Here is a 22,842-nt window from a genome sequence, read left to right on the forward strand (position 1 = left end):
CGCGAGTGTCGGAATTGCCGACCCGATCGCCAACGTTGACCTGGAAACGGATGTAGCCTTCGATCTTGAGGCAGGTTTCGGTGCCCGGGATGTAGAAGTAGCCGGTGCCGTAAGCGTCGCAGACGCGGACGTATTCAACCGGTTCCGGCTCGGCAGCAACAATAGCGTCAGCAGCCTGAGCACCGGAAACTACTGCGAGAGCAGCAGCGGAGCCGAGAAGAAGGCTCTTGATGTTCATAAATGACCTCCAATTCAAAGTTTCGATCGGGTTTGAGATCTTTCGCTGAGCAGCGTTCCCTGCCCCATCCCCGTGTTTCAAGAAGTGGACGATCCGTCGCCCTTGCTTCCGAGAGTGAAAATACAAGACGGCGGCCGTCACGCAATCACCAACTTGCTCGGATGGGTGGTTTGGGGAAGCCTTCCCGAAATCCTGTTGCTGAAAGGACACAAGTCGGGCAGCCGGCCGCGATTTCCTTTATTCTTTGTTAAGAAAAGCCTGATTTTGCGGCGGTTTAGGTTGGATCAACAGTGAACCGGACATGGGCTGCGCAACACATTTGCGACGGTTTTTTGACGAAATCCGGAGGCTGAAGGGATATCGCGGCTGCGGCAAGCGTAACCAGAGATGCACAGAACCGGTTCTGCTGCTTGTCGGGGCATGCGAGCGGGCAGTGATTCCCTGCTGGCGATTCTCCCGCTCAAAGGCGGAACGATTTTGTCATCGCGCCGCCACGAAGCAGACCGTCCAGCGACCGCAAGACATAGCTTGCCTAACCCCAGGTGGCTTCCGGCCGCACGATAAGGATTGAACTGAACTGGGGGAAATCAAAATGGCGGAGAAGATGGGATTCGAACCCACGATACGCTTTTGACGTATACTCCCTTAGCAGGGGAGCGCCTTCGACCAACTCGGCCACCTCTCCGGTGCGGCCTAACTATGGTGACCGGTCTGTGAATGCAAGGGTTTTTTCAGGTTTCACCAGAAGAAATGCAGTCGGCGGCATTTAGGCCGGTTCGGCAAACAGACCGCATTTGCTGGGGTGATCCGCGGAATTTGATCGCGCTTCGTTCTCTTTAGCGAAGAAGCTGCGCTTTGCCCCCCGGCGTCCGATAGGATTGGCGCGCCGAGCACGGCGTTTCCGCCGGCTGTGATTCCTTGCGAGGATCGGTCTTGAGCTCAGCCAAGCAGGCGCTTGAGGTCGGCGGAGGGATCGGCCAGAATCGATCTGTCGGGGTTGGTCCCGGATTCCAGTAGTTTTTTGCCGGTCACATAGGCTTTGGCGTCGTTGATGGCATCGACGGCAATCAGCAGGCCTTGCCTGAAGTACCAGACCGAATGGGCGCCTTCGCGGGCGCCGGGGCGCAGCAGCGTTTCGTCATAACCGAGGTTGAAGCCGGCGATCTGCAGCTTGACATCATACTGGTCGGACCAGAACCACGGCTTCGGATCATATGGCGCGCTGCCACCGGCGATGACGGCTGCCGCCGCTTCGGCCTGGTCGACGGCGTTCTGCACCGATTCGAGCCTGATGCGGCCACCCTGCCAGGGAAGGGCTGCGCAATCGCCGGCGGCAAAGATCGCCGGATCGGAGGTGCGGGCGAATTCGTCGACGACAATGCCGTTGGCGACGTCGAGGCCGGCTTCCTTGGCGAGCTGGTCATTCGGCACGACGCCGATGCCGACGACGGCAAAGTCGATGTCGATTACCGATCCGTCGGAAAGCGCGGCGCCAGTGACGCGGCCATCCTTACCGACCAGATGCTTGAGCCCTGTTTTCTCGCGGATCACCACGTCATGGGCCTGATGGATCCCGCGCATGATGTCGGCGGTCTCCTTCGCAGCCACGCGCTGCAGGATGCGGTCGGCCATTTCGATGACGGTGACCTCAAGGCCGCGGTAGCGGGCAACGGCTGCCGCCTCGAGGCCGATATAACCGCCGCCGATGATGAGGACGCGGCGACCGGGGCGCATTTCGTCAGCGAGCAGATCGGCATCGCGCTTGTCGCGGGCGACGTAGACGCCGTCGAGATCACCGCCGATTGCGGCCGGCAGCCGGCGCGGCGTCGAGCCGGTGGCGAGCGCCAGCATGCCATAATCGAGAACGGAGCCGTCCTGCAGCAGAACCTGCTTGCTGTCCGGCTTGATCTGCTCGGCCCATGTGGAAAGGCGAAGGTCGACGTCATTGTCGCCGTACCAGTGCTCGTCGCGGAACAGCAAACGGTCGAAGGCCATTTCGCCGAGCAGGTATTTCTTCGAAAGCGGCGGGCGCTGATAAGGCGCCACGTCTTCGGCGCCGATAAGGGTGATCGGGCGCGTGTCCTTCAAGGCACGCAGCTTGGCCGCCAATGCAAAACCAGCCTGCCCCGCGCCGATGATCACCAGTCTATCCGTCACGATCTCACTCCTGAAACGAGGCCCGACACTCATGCCAAGGCCTATCCCCTGCCCTATGCGCCGTCAACGGAAAGCAGCTTCTTACCTTCAGCCGATCTCGATCCAGCGACGCTCGTGGAAGGACTGTGCCATGGCATGCACCGACTTCTCTATCCTGAGACCGTCTTTAAATGTCACGATCGACGACGGCTCGCCCGATATCGCCCGGATCAGCTCGCGGCATTCGATGATCTTCAGATCGTTGAAGCCGAGGCCGTGGCCGGGCGCCGGGATGAACCGATCATAGGGCCGATGGGCTGGTGCCGCCAGTATCTTGCGGAAACCTTGTTCCGAGCCGCGACCCTCCGCCTGATAGAGTTCGAATTCGTTCATCCGCTCCTGGTCGTAGACGATCGAGCCCTTCGAACCGTAAATCTGCAGGGCGATGCGGCCCTTGCGGCCCCAGGCGGCGCGATTCGCCATCAAGACAGCGGAGATGCCGCCGCCAAGCCGCATCAGCACGTTGGCAGCATCGTGATTTTCGACGGCACGGCGGCCACCGTCGCTGAGCGGTCGGTCGGCATAGGGCTTCAGCATATCGGTTATAACAGCCTCGACATGGCCAAAGAGATACCAGAGCAGCGACAGCGGGTGCACGGCGAAATCGTCGAGCGCGCCGTAGCCGGCGGAAAGCTCGCTCTTCCAATAGAAGAAGACATCGGGATCGGCCATGAAATCCTCGTCCATCTCGACGCGGATATGATTGACCGTGCCGATGGCGCCCTCGCCGACAAGCGTCTTGATATGCCGCATGACGGGATTCTGAATGTAATTATAGCCGAGGGCGGCAATCTTGCCGGAGCGCTCCGCCGTTTGCAGCATGCGCTCGGCTTCGGCATAGGCAGGCGCCATCGGCTTTTCGCACCAGATGTGCTTGCCGGCCTCAAGGGCTGCAATCGCCATCTCGGCGTGGAACTGGTTGGGCGTGGTGACCGAGACGACGTCGACCTCGGGGTCGGCGATCAGTTCCCGCCAGTCGGCCGTCGCCTTCTGGAAGCCGAATTCACTGGCCCGCGTCTGCGCCAGCCCGGCATTGGCTTCGGCCAGATGCACGAGACGCGGACGCTCGACATCGCCGAACACCGTCTTCACCGCATTCCACGCCAGCGCATGGCATTTGCCCATGTAGCCGGTGCCGATCAAACCGATGCCAAGTGACTTCATTTCCGTCTCCTCCAAAGCTGCGCGCGGATTTTTGGAATATTTGGATCATTTTGACAAGAGAGTTGTCCGCAGGCATTTTCGCGCTTCTCCCGAAAAATTGTTCAAAACCCTTCAATTACAGAGGATTAAAAACAATTAGGCGTGTGATTTGAAATCGTCTATGCTCAACAATATGGAATATTTGTTTCATCTCGCGGGCAGCAAGCATGGATAACGATCCCCAGAGGCAGGCGCGCGTCCCGCGCGATTTCGAAAGCCTGCGCAGCACCATCATCGAGCGCAAGGCGAATATGCCGAAGCGGCTGGCGCAGGTCGCCGCCTTCGCGCTCGGCAATCCCGACGAGATCGCCTTCGGCACGACGGCAAGCATTGCAGCCGCCTCCGACGTCCAGCCTTCGACGCTGGTGCGCCTGGCGCATCATCTGGGTTACGAAGGCTTCTCCGACCTGCAGAGCATCTTCCGCGAACGGCTGCGCGACCGAACGCTGAGCTATGAAGAGCGGCTCGTCACGCTGGAGCAAACCAGCGGCGACGACGAGGACGCCAATCTGCTTTCCGGTTTCATTGCCGCTGCCAGCCAGTCGGTCAATCGGCTGGCGGCGACCGTGCAGAGCGATACGTTCACGAAAGCGGTGAGTATCCTTGCCGCCGCCGAAACGATCTATCTGATCGCCAAACGGCGTTCCTACCCGCTGACGGCGCACATGACCTATGCTTTTTCCAAGCTCAACATCCGCCACCAGATCGTCGCCTCGCCGAACGGCGTCGACCCCGAAATGGTGCAGTTCGCAACACCGAAGGATGCGGCGATCGCCGCGAGCTTCTCGCCCTATGCGGCCGACAGTCTCAGTCAGAGCCAGGAACTTGCCGACCGCGGCGTCCCCGTCATCGCGATCACCGATTCGGCGTTCTCGCCGCTTGCCGCCTGCGCCACGCACTGGTTCGAGGTGGCGGAAGCCGATTTCGCCGGCTTCCGCTCGCTTTCTGCTTCGATGGCGCTCACCATGGCGCTCCCGGTGGCGATCGCCGAACGGCGCCGCAAGCTTCACCATCCAAAAGCTGGGAAAGCGAAAATGGAATAAACATTCCGAATTGACAAAATAACGGAACCGATGTTTCATTATTCACAAATTCGCAGGCACTGGAAGCCGCGCAAAATCTAGCGGGAGGACATCATGGTACAATCGAATCCGAGCTCACAGCCGGAGCCGGCGCTTGATGTAATCACAATCGGCCGCTCCTCGGTCGATCTTTACGGCCAGCAGATCGGTTCGCGGCTGGAGGATATTGCCTCCTTCGCCAAGTCCGTCGGCGGCTGCCCGGCCAATATCGCCATCGGCACGGCACGGCTTGGCCTCAAATCCGGTCTCATCACCCGCGTCGGCGACGAGCAGATGGGACGCTTCATCCGCGAGCAGTCGGCGCGCGAAGGCGTGGCAACAGACGGTATCGTCACCGACAAGGAGCGGCTGACAGCGCTGGTGCTGCTTGCGGTCGAGGCCGAGGGCGTGTCGCCGATGATCTTCTATCGGTCCGACTGCGCCGACATGGCGCTCGATGAAGGCGATATCAATGAGAACTTCATTAAATCGTCGCGCGCCGTTCTGGTTTCCGGCACGCATTTCTCCAGGCCAAATACCGAGGCCGCGCAACGCAAGGCGATTCGCATCGCCAAGGCGAACGGCCGCAAGGTGATCTTCGACATCGACTACCGGCCGAACCTCTGGGGCCTTGCCGGCCATGCGGAAGGCTTCGAGCGCTACGTGAAATCCGACCGGGTCTCCTCGAAGATGAAGGAGACGCTGCCGGATTGCGATCTCATCATCGGCACCGAAGAGGAGATCCTGATCGCTTCCGGCGCCGACGACGTGCTCGGCGCGCTGAAGGAGATTCGTCGCCTGTCGCCGGCGACGATCGTGCTCAAGCGCGGCGCGATGGGCTGCATCGTTTATGACGGGCCGATCGCCGACGATCTTGAAGCCGGCATCGTCGGCGAGGGTTTTCCGATCGAAGTCTTCAACGTGCTCGGCGCCGGCGATGCTTTCATGTCCGGCTTCCTGCGCGGCTTCCTGCGCGACGAGCCGCTAAAGACCTGCGCCACCTGGGCCAATGCCTGCGGCGCGTTTGCCGTCTCCCGTCTGCTCTGCTCGCCGGAATATCCGACCTGGGCGGAACTCGATTACTTCCTGAAGACCGGCAGCCAGCATCGGGCGCTGCGCAAGGACGAGGCGATCAACCATATCCACTGGGCATCGACCCGGCGCGGCGAAATCCCGCTGCTGATGGCGCTGGCGATCGATCACCGTTCGCAGCTTGTCAGCGTCGCCGATGAGCTCGGCGTCGGTCATGAGAAGATCGTCGCCTTCAAGCGGCTGGCGGTCGCCGCAGCGGCGCGGGTTTCGAATGGCCGTGACGGCTACGGCATGCTGATCGACGAACGGTTCGGCCGCGACGCCTTCTTCGACGCGGCGACGAAGAATTTCTCCTGGATCGGCCGGCCGGTGGAACTGCCGGGCTCGAAGCCGCTGCGTTTCGAATTCAGCCAGGATATCGGCTCGCAGCTGGTGGAATGGCCGCTCGGCCATTGCATCAAGTGCCTGTGCTTCTACCATCCCGACGATCCGGCCGAATTGAAGAGTGAGCAGCAGGAGAAGCTGCGCACCCTGTTCGAGGCCGCCCGCAAGGTCGGGCGCGAGCTGCTGGTCGAGATCATTGCCGGCAAGAACGGACCGCTGACGGACGATACGATCGCAACCGCGCTGGAGGAACTCTATGCACTCGGCATCAAGCCGGACTGGTGGAAGCTCGAGCCGCAGGCATCGAGCGAAGCCTGGAAGAAGATCGATGCGGTGATCGCCAAAAACGATCCCTTGTGCCGCGGTATCGTGCTCTTGGGGCTCGAAGCGCCCGCCGACGAGCTGATCTCCTGCTTCGAGGCGACGCTGGCCGCCCCTTCGGTGAAGGGCTTCGCCGTTGGCCGGACGATCTTTGCCGATGCGGCGCGCGCCTGGCTTTCGGGCGCAATGAACGACGAGGAAGCGATCACCGATATGGCCGGCCGCTTCCGGCAGCTGACAGAGGCGTGGCTGAAGACGCGCGAGCGTCGGTAGGAAAATTAAGGCCCCTCCCCAACCCCTCCCCACAAGGGGGAGGGACTTACGCGGAGCACCGCTCAGTGTCAGGCAGCGCCCTCCTATAGGAAGAGACGCTGAAATTTGCCTGAGGTAGCGCCGCAAATTAAGTCCCTCCCCCTTGTGGGAGGGGTTGGGGAGGGGAAAACAGATAGAGTGTCAAAAGTCCGGGAGGCCCCGATGGGCAAGACGATACGGTTGACGATGGCGCAGGCCGTCGCACATTTCCTCAAAAAGCAGATGACTGTTGTCGACGGCAAAAAGGTGCCGATCTTCGGCGGCGTCTGGGCGATCTTCGGTCACGGCAACGTCGCCGGTATGGGCGAGGCGCTCTATCAGGTGCGTGGCGAGTTGACGACCTATCGCGCCCACAACGAGCAGGGCATGGCGCATGCCGCGATCGCCTATGCCAAGGCGAATTTCCGCAGCCGCTTCATGGCCTGCACCACCTCGATCGGCCCCGGCGCGCTGAACATGGTCACGGCCGCCGGCGTCGCGCATGTCAATCGTATTCCCGTTCTTTTCCTGCCGGGCGACGTCTTTGCCAACCGCGCGCCGGACCCGGTGCTGCAGCAGATCGAGGATTTCGGCGACGGCACGGTTTCGGCCAATGATGCCTTCCGTCCGGTTTCGCGCTATTTCGACCGTATCACCCGGCCCGAGCAGATCATTTCCGCGCTGAAGCGCGCCATGCAAGTGCTCACGGATCCGCTGGATTGCGGCCCGGTGACCTTGTCGCTCTGCCAGGACGTCCAGGCAGAAGCCTATGATTATCCGGAAAGCCTGTTTGATGAAAAAGTCTGGACGACCCGCCGGCCGCAGCCGGATGCGGACGAGCTGGCGAATGCCATTGCGCTGATCAAGGCCTCGCAGAAGCCGGTGATCGTTGCCGGCGGCGGCGTGCTTTATTCGCAGGCGACGAAGGAGCTTGCCGCCTTTGCCGAGGCCCACGCCATTCCGGTCGTCGTCACCCAGGCCGGCAAGTCGTCGATCAACGAGACCCATCCGCTGGCGCTTGGCTCGGTCGGCGTCACCGGCACATCGGCGGCGAATGCGATTGCCGAAGAGACGGATCTCGTTATCGCCGTCGGCACCCGCTGCCAGGATTTTACCACCGGCTCCTGGGCGCTGTTCAAGAACGATAGTCTGAGGATGATCGGTCTCAATATCGCCGCCTATGATGCGGTGAAGCATGACAGCCATCCGTTGGTCGCCGATGCCCGCGAAGGGCTGAAGGCGCTTTCATCAGGGCTTTCCGGCTGGAAGGCACCGGCGGCACTGGCCGAAAAGGCAACTGCGGAGAAGAAGGTCTGGATGGAGGCTGCCGCCAAAGCGTTGGCGACGACCAATGCCGCCCTGCCCTCCGACGCCCAGGTGATCGGCGCGGTGGCGCGCACGATGGGCGGCGAAAATACGACGGTACTTTGCGCTGCGGGCGGCCTTCCCGGCGAGTTGCACAAGCTCTGGCCGGCGACAGCGCCGGGCAGCTATCACATGGAGTATGGCTTTTCCTGCATGGGCTACGAGATTGCCGGCGGGCTCGGCGCCAAGATGGCGCATCCCGAACGCGATGTGGTCGTCATGGTCGGCGACGGTTCCTACATGATGATGAATTCCGAGATCGCCACCTCGGTCATGCTCGGCCTCAAGCTCAACATCGTCGTGCTCGACAATCGCGGCTATGGCTGCATCAACCGACTGCAGATGGGCACCGGCGGCGCCAACTTCAACAATCTGCTCAAGGACTCCTATCACGAGGTGATGCCGGAGATCGATTTCCGCGCGCATGCCGAAAGCATGGGCGCCATTGCCGTCAAGGTCGCCTCGATCACCGAGCTGGAGCAGGCGATCGCCGACTCGAAGAAGAACGATCGCACCTCGGTCTTCCTCATCGACACCGATCCGCTGATCACCACGGAAGCCGGCGGCCACTGGTGGGATGTCGCGGTGCCGGAGGTCAGCCCCCGCGAACAGGTCAACGAAGCGCGCAAGGGCTATGTCGACGCACGCGCCGCCCAGCGCATCGGCTAATCTATTGCTGTCATTTTTTCGGAGGAGCGGAACCGCTCTTCCGCAGTGCTTTTAAGGAGAATGTGATGAAGGCCAAACTCGGCATGTCGCCCATCGCGTGGTGGAACGACGATCTTCCTGAACTCAGCGACGACGTATCGTTGGAGGAATGCCTTCGGCAATCGCGCAGCGCCGGGTTTACCGGCATGGAGCAAGGCCGTCGTTTCCCCAGCAATCCCGAGGATATGCTGCCCATCCTGCGCGCCGCCGACGTGACGCTCTGCGGCGGCTGGTTCTCGGGCACGCTGGTTATGGAGGAGCTTGCCGCCAACAAGGACCGCATCGCTCCGATGATCGAGCTGTTCAAGGCGGTCAATGCGCCCTGCATCGTCTATGGCGAGGTCGGCCGCTCGATCCAGGGCGACCGGTCCAAGCCGCTCGCGACCAAGCCGCGCCTTTCCGACGACGAGATGAAGGCCTATGCGCGCCGCGTCACCGAGTTCGGGGAATGGTGCGCCGAACAAGGCATGCCGCTCTCCTATCACCATCATATGGCTGCGGTCGTCGAAACCGAGCCGGAACTCGACGCCTTCATGCGTTCTTCGGGCGAAGGCATTCCGCTGCTGCTCGATGCCGGCCATCTCGCCTTTGCCGGCGGCGACGTGCTGCGTGCCATCGGCAACCACCACGCCCGCATCAACCACGTTCACGTCAAGGACATCCGCAAGCCTGTCGTCGACGGGCTCGACCGCAGCCGGCAATCCTTCCTCGACGCGGTGGCGCTCGGCGCCTTCACGGTGCCGGGCGACGGCTCGCTCGATTTCGGCGCCATCGTCCAGCGGCTGGCCGATCACGGTTATGAAGGCTGGTTCGTCGTCGAGGCAGAACAGGATCCACGCAAGTCACCTCCGCAGAAGATGGCCGAGATCGGCCATGCGGAATTGATGCGGGTGATGACGGCCGCGGGTTATACGGTGGAGACCGAAGGTTTCCCGAAGAGATAACGGAAAAGAAAACCCCTCCCCAACCCCTCCCCACAAGGGGGAGGGACTTAACTTGAGGCACCGCCCCGCTCCAGACAGCGCTACCTTGCAAAAGGAACGCCGCAACATGGGGGAGACAGCGCCGCAGATTAAGCCCCTCCCCCTTGGGAGGGGTTTGGGGCGGGGAATTTTCAACGTACGAGGAGAACCACCAATGCCAAACCTCAAGGTGAAACCATCAGGCACGCATGGCCGCGTCACGCATGTCACCCCTGAGAATGCCGGCTGGACCTATGTCGGCTTCGATCTGCACCGGCTAAAGTCGGGCGAGACGGTTTCGGGAGAAACCGGCGATCGGGAAGTCTGCCTCGTCTGGGTCACAGGTAAGGGCAAGGCCTCTGCCGGCACCAAGGATTTCGGCACGCTCGGCGGCCGCATGAACCCGTTCGAAGGAGCACCGCATGCACTCTACATCCCGATGGAATCGGCGTGGTCGGTGACGGCTGAAACCGATCTGGAGCTCGCCGTCTGCTCGGCGCCCGGCGGTGGCACCTATCAGGCGAAGGAAATCCCGCCGGGCACGCATCCGCAGGTGACGCGCGGCAAGGGAACGAATCTGCGCTACGTCAACAATATCATGCCTGAGGACGACAGCTCGGCGCATTCGCTGCTTGTCGTCGAGGTGATCACGCCCGGCGGCCATACGTCGTCCTATCCGCCGCACAAGCACGACCAGGATGACCTTCCGAACGAGAGCTTCCTGGAAGAGACCTATTACCATCGCCTCAACCCGCCGCAGGGCTTCGGTTTCCAGCGTGTCTACACCGACGATCGCTCGCTTGACGAAGCGATGGCGATCGAGGACGGCGACGTGACGCTGGTGCCGAAAGGCTATCATCCCTGCGCCGCCTGCCATGGCTACGATCTCTATTACCTCAACGTCATGGCCGGGCCGACGCGGATCTGGAAATTCCACAATGCCGTCGAGCACGAGTGGCTGGTCAAGGCGTGAGGACTGCGTCAGATCGCTAAATAATCTGACAGCGCCAAACTGCCGTCGATGGTTCACTGCCTCCATCCAAACACGGATGGAGGATCACCATGCACAGCTCGAATGTCACAATCTCGGCCCGGAATATTCGACCTTCGCGTCATTTTCGTCCCGGCCTGCTTCTTGCCGTCATCACGGCGGCACGCTGGCTGGCGCGCAAGATTGGCGAACGGCGCAACAGCAATGCGCTGATGGAACTTTCCGACGATCAGCTAAAAGATATCGGTCTCTCCAGGGGGCAGACAGAAAGCGACGTTCACGTCTATAGTCGCATCTAAAATACAGGTTTCAGTTGTGATACTGTACCTCGGGCCGCCTCGTCGGCGGCCTGTCCTGGGAATATCAAATGTCGCAGTTTTCGACAGCACCGCTCTTGCAAACGAAGATGGTCACCATTCGTGATATCGTCTGCAATGGTGCGTGCCGCCATAAGAGCGACGAGGAATGCGCCCACGCAACAAGCCTTGTCTATCCCTATCGCGGCGTCTTCATGCGGCATGTCGGCCGCAATGACACGGTGGCCGAAGCCAATCAGGTGTTGTTCTTCAACCCCGGCCAGGGATATCGGATCAGCCACCCGATCGAGGGCGGCGACGCCTGCATCGATCTGGCAATCGACGAGACCATGCTCGAAGAACTCGCGCCGAAAGATCAGGTGCAGCCCGGCCCGGCTTTTTCGTTCCGCCGCCAGCGCCGGCGGATCGATCCGCGTGCACAGGCGCTGGTCGCGCTTCTGCGTCATGGTTTGAGCCGCAATGTCGCCGAAACGCTGGAGGCAGAAACACTCGCCCTGACGCTGGTCCGACGCTCGCTCGGCGAGCGCACATCGCATGCGGCGGGTGCCAGCGCCGGCCGGCAAAAACTCGTCGACCGGGCAAAGCTGGTGCTTTCCTCCGATCTCGCGCGGCGCTGGACGCTCGGCGACATCGCCGCCGAAGTGGGCGTCTCGCCGGTTTATCTCACCCAGGTGTTCCAGCAGGTCGAGGCGACGCCGCTCTATCGCTATCAGCTGCGGCTCAGACTTGCCCGTGCGCTCGATCTGCTCGGCCAATACGACGATCTGACAGCGCTTGGGCTCGATCTCGGATTTTCCAGCCATAGCCATTTCAGCGCTTCCTTCAAACAATCTTTCGGGCAGACCCCGGCCGAATTCCAGCGCGCGACGCAGCTGCGCCGGAGGTGATGATCCAGTTCGATCGCTAAAGATTTCGACAGCGGCATTGCGGTCTTCGATGATCTTATCAGCCTGTCCCGATCCGGGGACGATCAACCGGAGGATCACCAGATGAAGAAGACAACCTGTGCCGCCTGCGACTGCGAACTCGGCGCCGAGACTATATCCGTCAAGCTCGGCGGCAAGACTGTCGAGGTCTGCTGCCAGGAATGCGCCGAGGCGCTGAACGAGGCGGAAGCCGCGACATCGGCAGCTCCAACAGGCAAGGAATAGACGACATCCGGCAAGAGCCGCGCTCGCCAGCGCGGCTCTTGCGTTTCAGGCCGGCAGTAGCCCGTAACGCCAGCCGCGGCGTTTTGCATTCTGTGACAGCACCAGGAAGGCGAGGATAAACATGCCGGCCTCGGCAAAGACCGGCACCATCCAGATCCCCTGCTCGCCGAAGATAAGGGGCAGCAGGAAAGTGAGCGGTAGGGTCAGCAGATAAGGCCGCGACAGGCCGAAGATCGCCGCGCGCGGCGCATCGCCGATCGACTGGAAATAGGACGACAGGATCAGCATCTGCCCAAAAAGAAAATAGGCGCCGATTGTCCAGGGCAGAATTCGCCTGACCTCGGCGATAATGGCGGGATCGGCGACAAAGACGGCGCCGAGGCGGCCAGCCAGCAATTCGACGGTGATTTCCACCAGGGTGCAATAGACCAGCGCTGAGAGCATGGCGATCTGCAGGCTTTGGCCGACGCGAAGCCTGAGACCAGCACCATGATTGTTGCCGGCGATCGTCTGCAGGGCGATGCTGAGGCCGAGCAGCGGCAGATAGGTGAAGGTCATGATCCGGGTGATGATGCCGTAGGCGGCGATCGTCGCGACGTGGTCATGCACGCTCCAGAGCGAGACGTTGATCAGAATGGCTGCCGAGGCCAGCGATATGCCGATGAAGCCGAGGCTCATCGGCGCGCCGAAGGTGGCGATGCCGCGCCAATCGGTCAATGCGGTTTCCAAAGAAGGTCTGAGTGCCGCCGGCCGGCGCTGGCGATAGGCAAGCACGGCTGCGAGACAGACGAATTGTGCGGCGATGGAGCCGACCGCCGAACCGAGCACGCCCCAATGCATGACCGCCATGAACAGCCAATTGGCGAAGATGTTGAGCAGCGAGGCCGACAGCGTCACCAGGGTCATGAAACCAATCTTGCCTTCGCAGCGCAATCCGTCGAGATGCAGCGACAAGAAGAAGCTGACCGGCGCAAAGGCGATCATCGCGCCCATGAACAGCATGGCGCCCTCAGCCACCGCGGCATTGCCGGCAGCACCGGCGTCGATGATCTGCCGGCCGAGGGTCCAGTAGACCAGGTTGAGCACCAGGGTGACTGCGAGCGCCAGCGTATGGGCACCCGTGAATACCTGGTGCGCGCCTTGGCGATCGCCAGCGCCGAGCCGGCGGGCAAGGATGCTGGCCATGCCGTTCGAGACCAATGACTGCAAGGCGACGAGCAGCATCAACCCCGGGAAAATCAAGCTGACGGCAGAAAGCGCATCAGGGCCGACATAGGCCCCGAGGAAATAGGCGTCGACGACGGTGAACAGGCCGTTGACGGTGGTGATCGCGACGATCGGCGCTGCCGTTTTGATGAAGACGGCCGGCAGCCAGCCGGTGAGAAAGGTATTGCCTTCTGAAAGAGCGGTCATGGAGAAATCCGTACAATAGGAGGCAAGGCCCGAGCCGACTAAATCATCCGGTTCTGGACGGCCTCAAAAAAAGCAATTTAGAGATCGAGCACCAAATGCGGCACGCCGTTCGAGGTCTTTCGCGGCGAGACGCCGTCGGCGTCGATCTGCGCGTTCACGCGCCGGCGAAAGGCCGAAAAGCTTTCGAAGGTGACGACATCCACCGGCTCGTCGAAATGGATGGTGATCCTGTGGAGATCGCCGCCCGGCAAGGCCGAAAGCGCCAGGACTTCGCCGGTGAACGGCTGATTGAGATAGCGGCCGCGAATATAGGCGCCGACGAAGAGCTGTGTCTTCGGGCCGGCATTGGGCTTTGCCGCGAGGGCGGCCAGCGTGTTCCAATCGCGGACGCCGTGCTGGCGGGCAATCATTTCGAGGGCGGCACTGTGGGTCAGTGTGGTGCCGCGATCGTTCATCGCCTGGCGCAAGCGCTTGGCCTGGGCCTTCAATTCTTCAATGGCAGGATAATAGGTCGTCGTCATGGAGTGAGCCTTCGCAAGGCATGCTCTTCGACTGTGAATGGGAGCTCGCATTACCGCCAGTCAGCATGCACAAGGGCCGTGACCATGATCGCGAAGACTTCACCATGGATTTTCATCCGCGAGCGGCTGGTGCCTCGAACCGGCCTCTGTATGCGCGAACGCCACCGACATGTCAAGAATGGCGCATGCGCACTTTAGAATGAGCAAATTTGGGGCAAAACTGCACGAAATCGATGCGGTTTTCCCGCAGGGTCCACATAAACATTCAATCTTATCGATGTTGTTCAGCAGCTGTCAGCATTCTTCGGCTAATATCCTGTGGTAGAACAAGCGGAGGCTAAAAGGGCCTTTCAGATGCACCTCGACACAGAACACCCCAAGCCGGAACGTGCTTACAGGGAATTCAATCTCGACAGGCCCGGCAACATCATCTTCGTCGGCCATCATCTCAGCACCGGAACGCAGGTGCGCTGCCTGATCCGCACGATCACACTTGCCGGCGCATTGCTCGAAGTCAGCCCGAACCTGGAAATGCCGAGCCATTTCTTCCTCGAAATCCTCGGCATCCATGACGAGATCGGCGCGACCATGGTCAAGCGCGAAGGCGAATGGGTGACGGTCAGCTTCAACATGCTGCTCAATCCGGAATTTCTGCACCACGCGCTGCGGCTGAGCTTCGAAACCTGAGGCCTTGCAATTGGTAAATCATTGCGGCGCGGCATGGGGCGCGCCGGCCGCGGCGTGCTCCCCTGTTTCATCGGCGACCAGGACCGCAACCTCGTCCACGCCGGGCCGCTCATCGATGAACTGACCTATGAAATGTGGATCGTTGCGCATGACGACGAGCGGCAATAGCCGGAGGTCAGGATCGTCATCGATCGGCTGGCGGCGCTCTTTGCCGATCATGAAAACCTGTTTGCCGGGCAGAGGCCGTCGCTTTGACACGCAAACGCGGGCCTCTCGACCCGCGTCCCCATCATTCAAGGTATAGAGGTTTCTATCGGTTCAGGCGGCGAGATGGCGCTCGATCTCGTTGACCGGCATATTGGTATAGTCCTTCGCCACCTCCGCGGTGATGACCGCCTGCGTATCGGCACGGAGCGCCGGCCGCAATGTACCGAGCGCTCTTGGCGGTGCGACGAGGACGATGCGGCGGGCATTCTTTTCCTGCACCAGCGCGTCAAGCTTTTCCGCCACCTGTTTCAGGAATTCCGCTTCGGCCTGATCCTGCCAGTTGGTCTCCTCGACAGCGCTGCCGCTGAAGCCATTCGCTGCATGGGTTCGGCCGGGCTTGTCGGCGCCGATCTCGCGATCCGGCGCACTCGGCTGCGTCAGGGTTTCCAGCACCTTCAGGTTCATCAGTTGGGCATCGCCCGCATTCTGCATGATCAGAGCCTTGGCTCCGTCACAGACCACAACCCATGATTCCAAAGGGATTTTAACGTTGGTCATTTTCAACTCCTCGCTGTCGTCATTCGAAGCGCGCCCTGCGTCATCGATCAAGACAGAACGCCCGGCAGTTGAAAGAGTTCGGGAAAATTGCACCGAAATCGAACCGGCGGCGATCCGGTCGGCCTTTGCTGCGTAGAAAGGGCTGGTTCGGGAGATTGACGATGAAGACATCACTGTTGGCCTATGCCGGCACCTTTCTCACCCTTCTCGTCTGCGACGGGATATGGCTTGGCCTCATCGCCCGCAACTTTTATCGCGACCAGTTGGGGGCACTGATGCTGCCTTCCCCCAATCTAGCGGTCGCCGCATTGTTCTACCTCTTCTTCGCCGCAGCAGTGGTCGTGCTTGCAGTGCTGCCGGCGCTGTCGGCAGGCTCGATCGCCACAGCGTTTCTTCACGGTGCCATTCTCGGATTGGCGGCCTATGGCACTTATGACGTCACCAATCTTGCCACACTCCGCAACTGGCCACTCGCCATGAGCCTGGTCGACATGGCGTGGGGCACGTTGCTGACGGCGCTGACCGCCGCCGGCGGATACCTCGCCGTCAGAATTCTTGCGTGAAACGATACCAAGGAGTGAAAGCCCGCGTCCCGATAATGGACATGACGGCGTCCCGCATAGGAACAAAGTTTGAACTCGTTAAAATTGTAATTTTATATTTGACGAATGTGCAAAACATTCATGTGACCTTGGTTGGGAGCAAGACCAGCTTGCTCGGGATGAAGACCAGCCTGCTCGATCAAAACCCGCCCTGATCGAGATCACGGACCCCAAATGCGTCCTGACGGAGAATGTGAATGTCTATGCTCCGCGCCACACACCTTGCCACGGTCAAGTCCGCTGTCTACGACCTGCGCTGGGAAGAATTCAGCGTCAAGCGGCCAGCCCGCATCGTCGCCGTCCGGCCGTGCCTCACAGGCGTCTCGATGCGAAGCGCCGAGATCATCGATATTTCCCAGGGTGGCGCCACCTTCGTCGTATCGACCACGGCCGGCCTGCCGAAGCACTATTATCTGAACATTCTCGGCCTCGCCTATCGCATCGGCTGCGCCGAGGTCTATCGCCATAAGGAACGTATCGGCGTGCGGTTCATCAACATCATGGACCCCGAGGTTCTGCGCCGCGTCGTCCGCACCGATTTCCTCGTCGGCAACATGGAAGCGATCGCCGCCCGGCGCGGGCCGATCTTCCGGGCGTGAACAGGCCAACAGGCTGCATAATTCCTTGAATCGGGATTGGCGTCTCGCGCGTCTGAAAAGACGCGCTGGACTGTCGTTGCGGATATAATCTTGCTTGCGTTGGTCGTGCCCGGGCCTATTGTTTCGCCAATTGTCACGTTATCCGGGAAACCGCCGTCGCATGTCCGCCTTTTCGCGCTTTACGCCTCTTGCCAGCGCCCTGCCCTCCACAGTCCCCTTCGTCGGCCCCGAGGCGATCGAGCGCCAGCGCGGGTTTGCCGTTTCGGCGCGCATCGGCGCCAATGAGAACGGCTTTGGTCCAGCGCCTTCGGTGTTTGCGGCGATGCGCGAGGAGGCGGGCAATATCTGGAAATACAATGATCCGGAGAATTTCGCGCTCAGGCAAGCGCTTGCCGCCCATCTCGGCATCTCCCCCGCCAATATCGCCATCGGCAGCGGCATTGACGAATTGCTCGGCCAAATCGTCCGACTGGTGATCGAGCCGGGCGCGCCTGTCGTCACCTCGCTCGGCGCCTACCCGACCTTCAACTTCCACGTCACCGGTTTCGGCGGCCGGCTGGTCACCGTTCCCTACGCAAACGACCGTGAGGATCTCGACGGGCTGCTGGATGCCGTGAAGCGCGAGAACGCGCCGCTCGTCTATTTCGCCAATCCCGACAACCCGATGGGAAGCTGGTGGGATGCCGACAGGATCGTCGCTTTCGCCAGGGCGCTGCCCGAGCCGACGCTGATGGTGCTCGACGAGGCCTATAGTGAGACAGGGCCGGCAGGGTCGCTGCCGTCGATCGCCTCGCTCATCGACCTGCCGAACGTCGTTCGCACCCGCACTTTCTCCAAGGCCTACGGACTTGCCGGCTCACGCACCGGCTACGTGATCTCGACCGCCGGCACAGCGCAGGCCTTCGACAAGATCCGCAATCATTTCGGGATGAACCGGCTGGCGACGGCCGCAGCGCTCGCCGCCCTCAAGGACCAGGCCTATCTCGTCGAGGTGGTGGGGAAAATCCACGCGGCGCGGGAGAGGATCGCCGGTATCGCCCGGGCAAACGGCCTTGAGCCCCTGCCCTCGGCAACGAATTTCGTGGCGATCAACGCCGGGCGCGACGGCGCTTATGCCAGGGCGATCGTCGACGGGCTGATGGAACGCGGCGTCTTCATCCGCATGCCTGGTGTGGCGCCGCTCAATCGCTGCATTCGCATCAGCGTCGGGCCAGAGGCGGATATGGCGCTTCTCGAAGAAACCCTGCCGCAGGTGCTGAAAAAGATCGGCTGATAGAGCATGTGCCGAAAAGTGTCAGTGGTTTTCGGGCGGCATGATGCTCTCACTCTTTGCCGTAAAACAGCGAGAACCGCGACCGGTGGAGGATCCGGTCGCGGTTCCGTTCTCCCGGCGTCGGCCCCATCTAAAGTGCCCGCCAGCCCCTCTTTTCGAGGTTGTTATATCGTTCCTGCCGATTTGCCGGCAGGATAGTATCAGTGAACCGTCATCCACTCGCGGGCGGCGCGCAACGCTGCCACGAGCTGCATCTTGTCCATGGCGGCGGCCACGTCGGCACGCAGCTCGGCGGCGCGGTCGTTGCCCTTGATTGCGGCGATGTTCAGCCATTTGTGAGCTGCGACCAGATCGATTTCGCAGCCGCGGCCGGTCGCATACATCAGACCCATTTCACAGAAGACATCGGCGCTGTTGTCGCCACCCATGGTGGCCGTTTCAGCATTATGCATTTCAAAGCGTGCCATCGGTTTTATCCCTGTTAGCCTGTTTATGACTTACCCTGTTTTACCTCTGGGCTTGCCGACTATCGCGGCTTGCGGCCCTTGCGGTCCGGCGGGTTTGCCCCGCTCGTTTGATGGGTTCACTATGCCAAACGGCCTTCAAAAAACGCCTAAAATGCATGATTAATTCTAGGCAAACGAAATGCAAATGCTTGGTAAATTTGGGTTTTTGTTAAACATCACATGCCTTGCGAATTAAGGACTTTCGCTCGACTTTTACGAAACATTCAGATTTGAAAATAAAGGGATCGTTCATCATGAAATCAGCAGGCGATATCATTGCAAGCGCGCCGCACGGCTTTTTCTCGCGTCTTTGGCCCAGTCTGCGGGATAACGATCATGCTTATTTACCTTTACGTTCGCGTCAGTTATTTTCGCGGCCGATCAGGACATCATGGAGGAAAAGATGATCCGCAGCTTCGTTCTCGCCGCCGCCATCGCAATGACCGCGGGCATAGCTCGCGCCGAGGAGCCGATCGTCGGCAACTGGAAGACGGCCGCCGGCGATACGGCGGTGATCGTATCCTGCGGCGGCAGTTATTGCGTGACGCTGAAGACCGGTAAATATGCCGGCCGGAAGATCGGCACGCTTGCTGGAACCGGCGGCAGCTATGCCGGCGAGATCACCGACCCCGCCGCCGACAAGACCTATAGCGGCTCGGGCAAGATTTCCGGCAATTCGCTGAGGATGCAAGGCTGCGTGATGAAGATCCTCTGCAAGGCGCAGACCTGGACACGGCTCTGAGCCTGTAAGGCGGCTGCACAACGATTATCAAACGCGCGCATGCCAACGCGCCGGCATGCCCCGCGGCCCTTTTTCTGCCCCTTCACCCAAGCGACCCGGCAAAGTCGAACGCGTTGAGCCGGGCCTAGCGAACCCTTGTAAATCCTCTCCGCAACCCGCACCGAGCCTCCCCGGCAAGCTGAACGCTGGATGAACCGGTATCTCAGCACTCGTTCAGCCGCCCCATGGCAAAACCCTTGTCACGATAGAGTTGCGTATCGGGGGCAAGGCAATGGACATGTATATTCTGGCAAGGCGTTTCAGCATCATCACACTGTTTGCGGCGATCTTCGCGATCACGTTTTCGGCGGTGGTGGTGCACAATGGCGGCGGTGGCGCACAGTCGCATTTCGGCGCTAGCTATACCTGCCTGGAGAGAAACGGCACCTTCTGCGCGCCATCGGTGCAGTGACGGCATCTGGCGCGGAATAAAATAATCGGATTCCGCCGGCGCGCGTCGTTTGCTTGTCAAAAACAACTCTCTATAATGCGTCATGAACAAACGAATCTCCCCTTTGTCGCCGCTCGACATATCCTCACCACCCCCTTTCCAGCCGCAGAGCTTTGATGATCCCGCTAAGGCGGTGGAGGCGCTGACGGCGCTTTACGAGCGCAATACGGCGTTCCTGATCAAGAGCTTCACCGAGCTGGCGCAAGGCGCTCCAATCTCCTCGCGCTACCGTGCCTTCTATCCGCAGGTCAGCATCGAGACGACAAGCTTCGGCCATGTCGATTCGCGCCTTTCCTACGGCCATGTCACGGCACCGGGCATCTATACGACGACAGTCACTCGGCCCAAGCTCTTCAAGCACTACTTGAAGGAGCAACTGGCGCTGCTGTTGAAGAGCCACAATGTTCCGATCATCGTCTCGGAATCGACGACGCCGATCCCCCTGCACTTCGCCTTCGGCGAGGGTGCGCATGTGGAAGCATCGACAAACGCCTTCATCGACATTCCGATGCGCGATATTTTCGACACGCCCGACCTCAACACCACCGATGACGAGATCGCCAACGGCGAATATATCCCGCCGCCGGGAGAGCCCTCGCCGCTTGCGCCGTTCACCGCGCAACGCATCGACTACTCGCTCGCCCGTCTGTCGCATTATACGGCAACGCATGCCGAGCATTTTCAGAATTTCGTGCTGTTCACGAACTATCAGTTCTATATCGACGAATTCTGCAGCTGGGCACGCAAGCTGATGGCGGAGGGCGGCGACGGCTATACGGCCTTTGTCGAGCCCGGCAACATCGTTACCCTCCCCGGCTCGAGCGCTCCGGAAACGGATGCCGCGCTTACCCGTCTGCCGCAGATGCCGGCCTACCATCTGAAGAAGAAGGGCCATGCCGGGATCACCATGATCAATATCGGCGTCGGCCCCTCCAACGCCAAGACGATCACCGACCATGTCGCCGTGCTGCGCCCGCATGCCTGGTTGATGCTCGGCCATTGCGCCGGTCTTCGCAACAGCCAGCGGCTCGGCGATTATGTGCTTGCCCATGCCTATATGCGTGAGGACCATGTTCTCGACGACGACCTGCCGGTCTGGGTACCGATCCCGGCGCTGGCCGAAGTGCAGGTGGCGCTAGAAGCGGCTGTTGCCGAAATCACCGGCTACGAGGGCTTCGAGCTGAAACGCATCATGCGCACCGGCACCGTCGGCACGATCGACAACCGCAACTGGGAACTGCGCGACCAGCGCGGGCCGGTGAAGCGGCTGTCCCAGGCGCGCGCAATCGCGCTCGACATGGAATCGGCGACGATCGCCGCCAACGGCTTCCGCTTCCGCGTGCCCTACGGCACGCTGCTCTGCGTCTCCGACAAGCCGCTGCACGGCGAATTGAAGCTGCCGGGCATGGCGACAGCCTTCTACCGCACACAGGTCAACCAGCATCTGCAGATCGGCATCCGCGCCGTGCAGAAGCTTGCCGCCATGCCGACGGAAGCGCTGCATTCGCGCAAACTGCGCAGCTTCTTCGAAACCGCCTTCCAATAGGCGGCTTCCTCACCGTCCCGCCACAACAGGTGCCGGGTGATCCGCAAGCATCTGCGGTCTGCCGGCGGCAAGGTTCAACCCTGCTATCAGCAGGGTGAAGGCGACGAAGGCGAAAGCGACGCGCTGGAGAATCTTCAGCCCATCGCTTTCGAGGAACTCCAGCTGACGTTTTTCATGGCGGCGTGCCCAGATCTGGCTTGCCAGCGCGATTTCAAGAATGCTCATTGTCGTTCTCCTCGACAGGTTTCGATGAAGCCTTGTCGAGTGCTGCCTTGCGATTTCGACAGCCGACCGGCACAAAAGATTTTTTCCGCCGCTGTCGAAATGCATGGAGGTCGTTCGTCCAGGAGTATGGAACACGACAAAGGAGGCTGCCTGCGATGAAGTATCTCTGTCAGGTGTGGTTCGACGGCGCGATACTCGACGCCATGACGCAAGAGGAGAAGGCCGAGCTCGACACCAATTCGTTGAACTACGACAAGGACCTCGCCGAAAGCGGACATATGATCGTCGCCCAGGCGCTGCAGCCCCCGACATCGGCGGTCACTGTCCGGGTGCGAGACGGCGACACGTCCGTGACGGACGGTCCCTTCGCCGAGACCAAGGAGGCGCTCGGCGGCTTCATCCTGATCGAGGCCAAAGATCTCAACGATGCGATCCGCATTGCCGCCGGCATTCCGCTTGCCAAGCTCGGCGCGATCGAGGTGCGGCCCATCCACGAATTCGCAGCTCAATGAGGAGGAACCAATGAAGTTTCTATGCCAGATCTGGTTCGACACCGAAAAAAGCAAGCTGGTCCCTCAGAGCGAATGGGATGCGCTCACACAGGAGTGCATCGCCAGCGACAATCGCTGGCGCGAGAGCGGTCATCTACAAGCGGCGTTTGCCTTGCATGAGCCGTCAACGGCGATCACGGTCCGGCTGCACAATGGCGAAGTCTCCGCGACCGATGGCCCGTTTGCCGAGATCAAAGAACATCTCGGCGGTTTTGTGCTTGTAGAAGCCGAGAACATCGAGGAGGCGAAGACCATCGCGTCCAGTTTTCCCATCCTCAAATATTGCTCGATCGAAGTGCGTCCGGCCTATTCCATCCAGGATGGGAAATAGGCATGCGCTACATCTGCCTGATCTACAATCGCGCCGATACCGACGGTACGCTGACACCTGATGAAACCGATGACCTCGTCAAGGCGCATTTCGCCTTCGACGAAGAACTGCGCAGCAACGGCATCATGATCCATGCCGATGCGCTTGAAATGCCTGACAAGGCGACCGTGCTGCGTGTTCGAGACAACACTCTGTCCGCGACCGACGGTCCGTATGTCGAGACGAAGGAGCATCTGGCCGGCTTCTACGTTATCGAAGCACCTGATATGGCGACGGCAATAAAGATCGCCGGGCGGATCCCTTCGGCGCGTTTCGGCGCGGTTGAACTCCGGCCCGTGCGGATGCTGACCCTGCCGGACTGAGGTGCGCCG

Annotated in this window: 26 protein-coding genes, 1 tRNA gene and 1 pseudogene; 19 read left to right on the plus strand and 9 right to left on the minus strand. The window is 60.8% G+C overall.

Annotated features, from left to right (window positions below; all coding sequences use genetic code 11):
* From GR197_RS13590 to GR197_RS13605, 4 genes are all read right to left on the minus strand, one after another.
* Positions 1-238: porin (locus GR197_RS13590; protein ID WP_204330199.1), on the minus strand; the 238-nt coding region annotated here is incomplete at its 3' end.
* A 593-nt stretch (positions 239-831) separates the two neighbouring features.
* Positions 832-923 (minus strand) — tRNA-Ser (locus tag GR197_RS13595).
* A gap of 254 nt (positions 924-1,177) precedes the next feature.
* Positions 1,178-2,395 carry an FAD-dependent oxidoreductase gene (locus GR197_RS13600; RefSeq protein WP_164010265.1) on the minus strand — a complete coding sequence of 406 codons (1,218 nt, stop codon included), beginning with the start codon at positions 2,393-2,395 and terminating at the stop codon, positions 1,178-1,180.
* Positions 2,396-2,482: 87 nt separating this feature from the next.
* Entirely contained in the window at positions 2,483-3,598 is a 1,116-nt protein-coding gene (locus GR197_RS13605) for a Gfo/Idh/MocA family protein (protein WP_164010267.1), read from the minus strand.
* Between the two features lie 206 nt (positions 3,599-3,804).
* Between GR197_RS13605 and GR197_RS13610 the strand changes: the two genes are divergently transcribed.
* The 8 genes from GR197_RS13610 (at position 3,805) to GR197_RS31995 (ending at position 12,220) form a co-directional block, all read left to right on the plus strand.
* The gene (locus tag GR197_RS13610) at positions 3,805-4,680 is read left to right on the plus strand and encodes a MurR/RpiR family transcriptional regulator (RefSeq protein WP_164010269.1); all 876 of its coding nucleotides are present in this window, start codon (positions 3,805-3,807) and stop codon (positions 4,678-4,680) included.
* Positions 4,681-4,773: 93 nt separating this feature from the next.
* Positions 4,774-6,708: a bifunctional 5-dehydro-2-deoxygluconokinase/5-dehydro-2-deoxyphosphogluconate aldolase gene (locus GR197_RS13615; protein ID WP_164010271.1), complete on the plus strand. Its 1,935-nt coding sequence runs from the start codon at positions 4,774-4,776 to the stop codon at positions 6,706-6,708.
* Positions 6,709-6,909: 201 nt separating this feature from the next.
* Positions 6,910-8,760: a 3D-(3,5/4)-trihydroxycyclohexane-1,2-dione acylhydrolase (decyclizing) gene (iolD, locus tag GR197_RS13620; protein WP_164010273.1), complete on the plus strand. Its 1,851-nt coding sequence runs from the start codon at positions 6,910-6,912 to the stop codon at positions 8,758-8,760.
* A gap of 65 nt (positions 8,761-8,825) precedes the next feature.
* Positions 8,826-9,743 carry a myo-inosose-2 dehydratase gene (iolE, locus tag GR197_RS13625; protein ID WP_164010275.1) on the plus strand — a complete coding sequence of 306 codons (918 nt, stop codon included), beginning with the start codon at positions 8,826-8,828 and terminating at the stop codon, positions 9,741-9,743.
* Between the two features lie 193 nt (positions 9,744-9,936).
* The gene (gene iolB / locus GR197_RS13630) at positions 9,937-10,734 is read left to right on the plus strand and encodes a 5-deoxy-glucuronate isomerase (protein ID WP_164010277.1); all 798 of its coding nucleotides are present in this window, start codon (positions 9,937-9,939) and stop codon (positions 10,732-10,734) included.
* An 89-nt stretch (positions 10,735-10,823) separates the two neighbouring features.
* Positions 10,824-11,051: a DUF1127 domain-containing protein gene (locus GR197_RS13635; protein WP_164010280.1), complete on the plus strand. Its 228-nt coding sequence runs from the start codon at positions 10,824-10,826 to the stop codon at positions 11,049-11,051.
* Positions 11,052-11,119: 68 nt separating this feature from the next.
* Positions 11,120-11,956, plus strand: a complete 837-nt coding sequence (locus tag GR197_RS13640; protein ID WP_164010282.1) for a helix-turn-helix transcriptional regulator — start codon at positions 11,120-11,122, stop codon at positions 11,954-11,956.
* A gap of 102 nt (positions 11,957-12,058) precedes the next feature.
* The gene (locus tag GR197_RS31995) at positions 12,059-12,220 is read left to right on the plus strand and encodes a hypothetical protein (protein ID WP_204330201.1); all 162 of its coding nucleotides are present in this window, start codon (positions 12,059-12,061) and stop codon (positions 12,218-12,220) included.
* A 45-nt stretch (positions 12,221-12,265) separates the two neighbouring features.
* On the opposite strand, the gene GR197_RS13645 is transcribed toward GR197_RS31995, so the two are convergent.
* A complete protein-coding gene (locus tag GR197_RS13645; RefSeq protein ID WP_164010284.1) occupies positions 12,266-13,633 on the minus strand; it encodes an MATE family efflux transporter in 1,368 nt (455 codons plus the stop codon).
* 77 nt (positions 13,634-13,710) lie between these two features.
* Positions 13,711-14,154 (minus strand): glyoxalase superfamily protein, encoded by a 444-nt coding sequence (locus tag GR197_RS13650; RefSeq protein WP_164010286.1) that lies wholly within the window; start codon positions 14,152-14,154, stop codon positions 13,711-13,713.
* Between the two features lie 354 nt (positions 14,155-14,508).
* Here GR197_RS13650 and GR197_RS13655 point away from each other — a divergent pair, with 354 nt between their 5' ends.
* Positions 14,509-14,841: a hypothetical protein gene (locus tag GR197_RS13655; protein ID WP_164010288.1), complete on the plus strand. Its 333-nt coding sequence runs from the start codon at positions 14,509-14,511 to the stop codon at positions 14,839-14,841.
* Between the two features lie 36 nt (positions 14,842-14,877).
* Positions 14,878-15,096 (plus strand): annotated as a pseudogene (locus GR197_RS32300) (LysR family transcriptional regulator); the annotation flags it as partial.
* A gap of 63 nt (positions 15,097-15,159) precedes the next feature.
* On the opposite strand, the gene GR197_RS13665 reads toward GR197_RS32300, so the two are convergent.
* A complete protein-coding gene (locus GR197_RS13665) occupies positions 15,160-15,606 on the minus strand; it encodes a host attachment protein (RefSeq protein WP_164010291.1) in 447 nt (148 codons plus the stop codon).
* Positions 15,607-15,767: 161 nt separating this feature from the next.
* Here GR197_RS13665 and GR197_RS13670 point away from each other — a divergent pair, with 161 nt between their 5' ends.
* From GR197_RS13670 to GR197_RS13680, 3 genes are all read left to right on the plus strand, one after another.
* Entirely contained in the window at positions 15,768-16,169 is a 402-nt protein-coding gene (locus GR197_RS13670; protein ID WP_164010293.1) for a DUF2177 family protein, read from the plus strand.
* A gap of 236 nt (positions 16,170-16,405) precedes the next feature.
* Positions 16,406-16,807: a PilZ domain-containing protein gene (locus tag GR197_RS13675; RefSeq protein ID WP_116405296.1), complete on the plus strand. Its 402-nt coding sequence runs from the start codon at positions 16,406-16,408 to the stop codon at positions 16,805-16,807.
* 160 nt (positions 16,808-16,967) lie between these two features.
* The gene (locus GR197_RS13680) at positions 16,968-18,080 is read left to right on the plus strand and encodes a pyridoxal phosphate-dependent aminotransferase (RefSeq protein ID WP_164010295.1); all 1,113 of its coding nucleotides are present in this window, start codon (positions 16,968-16,970) and stop codon (positions 18,078-18,080) included.
* 200 nt (positions 18,081-18,280) lie between these two features.
* On the opposite strand, the gene GR197_RS13685 is transcribed toward GR197_RS13680, so the two are convergent.
* A complete protein-coding gene (locus GR197_RS13685) occupies positions 18,281-18,547 on the minus strand; it encodes an SEL1-like repeat protein (RefSeq protein WP_007626573.1) in 267 nt (88 codons plus the stop codon).
* A 442-nt stretch (positions 18,548-18,989) separates the two neighbouring features.
* Here GR197_RS13685 and GR197_RS13690 point away from each other — a divergent pair, with 442 nt between their 5' ends.
* The 3 genes from GR197_RS13690 (at position 18,990) to GR197_RS13700 (ending at position 21,364) form a co-directional block, all read left to right on the plus strand.
* Positions 18,990-19,328 (plus strand): DUF2147 domain-containing protein, encoded by a 339-nt coding sequence (locus tag GR197_RS13690; RefSeq protein ID WP_164010297.1) that lies wholly within the window; start codon positions 18,990-18,992, stop codon positions 19,326-19,328.
* 271 nt (positions 19,329-19,599) lie between these two features.
* A complete protein-coding gene (locus GR197_RS13695; RefSeq protein ID WP_164010299.1) occupies positions 19,600-19,779 on the plus strand; it encodes a hypothetical protein in 180 nt (59 codons plus the stop codon).
* Positions 19,780-19,861: 82 nt separating this feature from the next.
* Positions 19,862-21,364 (plus strand): AMP nucleosidase, encoded by a 1,503-nt coding sequence (locus GR197_RS13700; protein WP_164010301.1) that lies wholly within the window; start codon positions 19,862-19,864, stop codon positions 21,362-21,364.
* A 9-nt stretch (positions 21,365-21,373) separates the two neighbouring features.
* Here GR197_RS13700 and GR197_RS13705 read toward each other — a convergent pair whose 3' ends face one another.
* Positions 21,374-21,589, minus strand: a complete 216-nt coding sequence (locus tag GR197_RS13705; RefSeq protein ID WP_246724565.1) for a hypothetical protein — start codon at positions 21,587-21,589, stop codon at positions 21,374-21,376.
* 155 nt (positions 21,590-21,744) lie between these two features.
* Between GR197_RS13705 and GR197_RS13710 the strand changes: the two genes are divergently transcribed.
* The 3 genes from GR197_RS13710 to GR197_RS13720 are packed head-to-tail and all read left to right on the plus strand — an operon-like array spanning position 21,745 to position 22,833.
* Complete coding sequence (locus GR197_RS13710) at positions 21,745-22,101, plus strand: YciI family protein (protein WP_164010305.1); 357 nt, start codon at positions 21,745-21,747, stop codon at positions 22,099-22,101.
* A 10-nt stretch (positions 22,102-22,111) separates the two neighbouring features.
* Entirely contained in the window at positions 22,112-22,471 is a 360-nt protein-coding gene (locus tag GR197_RS13715) for a YciI family protein (protein WP_164010307.1), read from the plus strand.
* A gap of 2 nt (positions 22,472-22,473) precedes the next feature.
* Positions 22,474-22,833: a YciI family protein gene (locus tag GR197_RS13720; RefSeq protein ID WP_164010308.1), complete on the plus strand. Its 360-nt coding sequence runs from the start codon at positions 22,474-22,476 to the stop codon at positions 22,831-22,833.
* Positions 22,834-22,842: the final 9 nt, after the last annotated feature.

This window comes from Rhizobium phaseoli, assembly GCF_010668805.1.
In the GTDB taxonomy this organism is placed as follows: Bacteria; Pseudomonadota; Alphaproteobacteria; order Rhizobiales; family Rhizobiaceae; genus Rhizobium; species Rhizobium phaseoli_A.

Coding starts and splice junctions, on each gene's coding strand:
- GR197_RS13605 (WP_164010267.1), bottom strand. CDS start 3,598: ATGAAGTCACTTGGCATCGGTTTGATCGGCACCGGCTACATGGGCAAA.
- GR197_RS13610 (WP_164010269.1), top strand. CDS start 3,805: ATGGATAACGATCCCCAGAGGCAGGCGCGCGTCCCGCGCGATTTCGAA.
- GR197_RS13615 (WP_164010271.1), top strand. CDS start 4,774: ATGGTACAATCGAATCCGAGCTCACAGCCGGAGCCGGCGCTTGATGTA.
- iolD (WP_164010273.1), top strand. CDS start 6,910: ATGGGCAAGACGATACGGTTGACGATGGCGCAGGCCGTCGCACATTTC.
- iolE (WP_164010275.1), top strand. CDS start 8,826: ATGAAGGCCAAACTCGGCATGTCGCCCATCGCGTGGTGGAACGACGAT.
- iolB (WP_164010277.1), top strand. CDS start 9,937: ATGCCAAACCTCAAGGTGAAACCATCAGGCACGCATGGCCGCGTCACG.
- GR197_RS13635 (WP_164010280.1), top strand. CDS start 10,824: ATGCACAGCTCGAATGTCACAATCTCGGCCCGGAATATTCGACCTTCG.
- GR197_RS13640 (WP_164010282.1), top strand. CDS start 11,120: ATGTCGCAGTTTTCGACAGCACCGCTCTTGCAAACGAAGATGGTCACC.
- GR197_RS31995 (WP_204330201.1), top strand. CDS start 12,059: ATGAAGAAGACAACCTGTGCCGCCTGCGACTGCGAACTCGGCGCCGAG.
- GR197_RS13645 (WP_164010284.1), bottom strand. CDS start 13,633: ATGACCGCTCTTTCAGAAGGCAATACCTTTCTCACCGGCTGGCTGCCG.
- GR197_RS13650 (WP_164010286.1), bottom strand. CDS start 14,154: ATGACGACGACCTATTATCCTGCCATTGAAGAATTGAAGGCCCAGGCC.
- GR197_RS13655 (WP_164010288.1), top strand. CDS start 14,509: ATGCACCTCGACACAGAACACCCCAAGCCGGAACGTGCTTACAGGGAA.
- GR197_RS13665 (WP_164010291.1), bottom strand. CDS start 15,606: ATGACCAACGTTAAAATCCCTTTGGAATCATGGGTTGTGGTCTGTGAC.
- GR197_RS13670 (WP_164010293.1), top strand. CDS start 15,768: ATGAAGACATCACTGTTGGCCTATGCCGGCACCTTTCTCACCCTTCTC.
- GR197_RS13675 (WP_116405296.1), top strand. CDS start 16,406: ATGTCTATGCTCCGCGCCACACACCTTGCCACGGTCAAGTCCGCTGTC.
- GR197_RS13680 (WP_164010295.1), top strand. CDS start 16,968: ATGTCCGCCTTTTCGCGCTTTACGCCTCTTGCCAGCGCCCTGCCCTCC.
- GR197_RS13685 (WP_007626573.1), bottom strand. CDS start 18,547: ATGGCACGCTTTGAAATGCATAATGCTGAAACGGCCACCATGGGTGGC.
- GR197_RS13690 (WP_164010297.1), top strand. CDS start 18,990: ATGATCCGCAGCTTCGTTCTCGCCGCCGCCATCGCAATGACCGCGGGC.
- GR197_RS13695 (WP_164010299.1), top strand. CDS start 19,600: ATGGACATGTATATTCTGGCAAGGCGTTTCAGCATCATCACACTGTTT.
- GR197_RS13700 (WP_164010301.1), top strand. CDS start 19,862: ATGAACAAACGAATCTCCCCTTTGTCGCCGCTCGACATATCCTCACCA.
- GR197_RS13705 (WP_246724565.1), bottom strand. CDS start 21,589: ATGAGCATTCTTGAAATCGCGCTGGCAAGCCAGATCTGGGCACGCCGC.
- GR197_RS13710 (WP_164010305.1), top strand. CDS start 21,745: ATGAAGTATCTCTGTCAGGTGTGGTTCGACGGCGCGATACTCGACGCC.
- GR197_RS13715 (WP_164010307.1), top strand. CDS start 22,112: ATGAAGTTTCTATGCCAGATCTGGTTCGACACCGAAAAAAGCAAGCTG.
- GR197_RS13720 (WP_164010308.1), top strand. CDS start 22,474: ATGCGCTACATCTGCCTGATCTACAATCGCGCCGATACCGACGGTACG.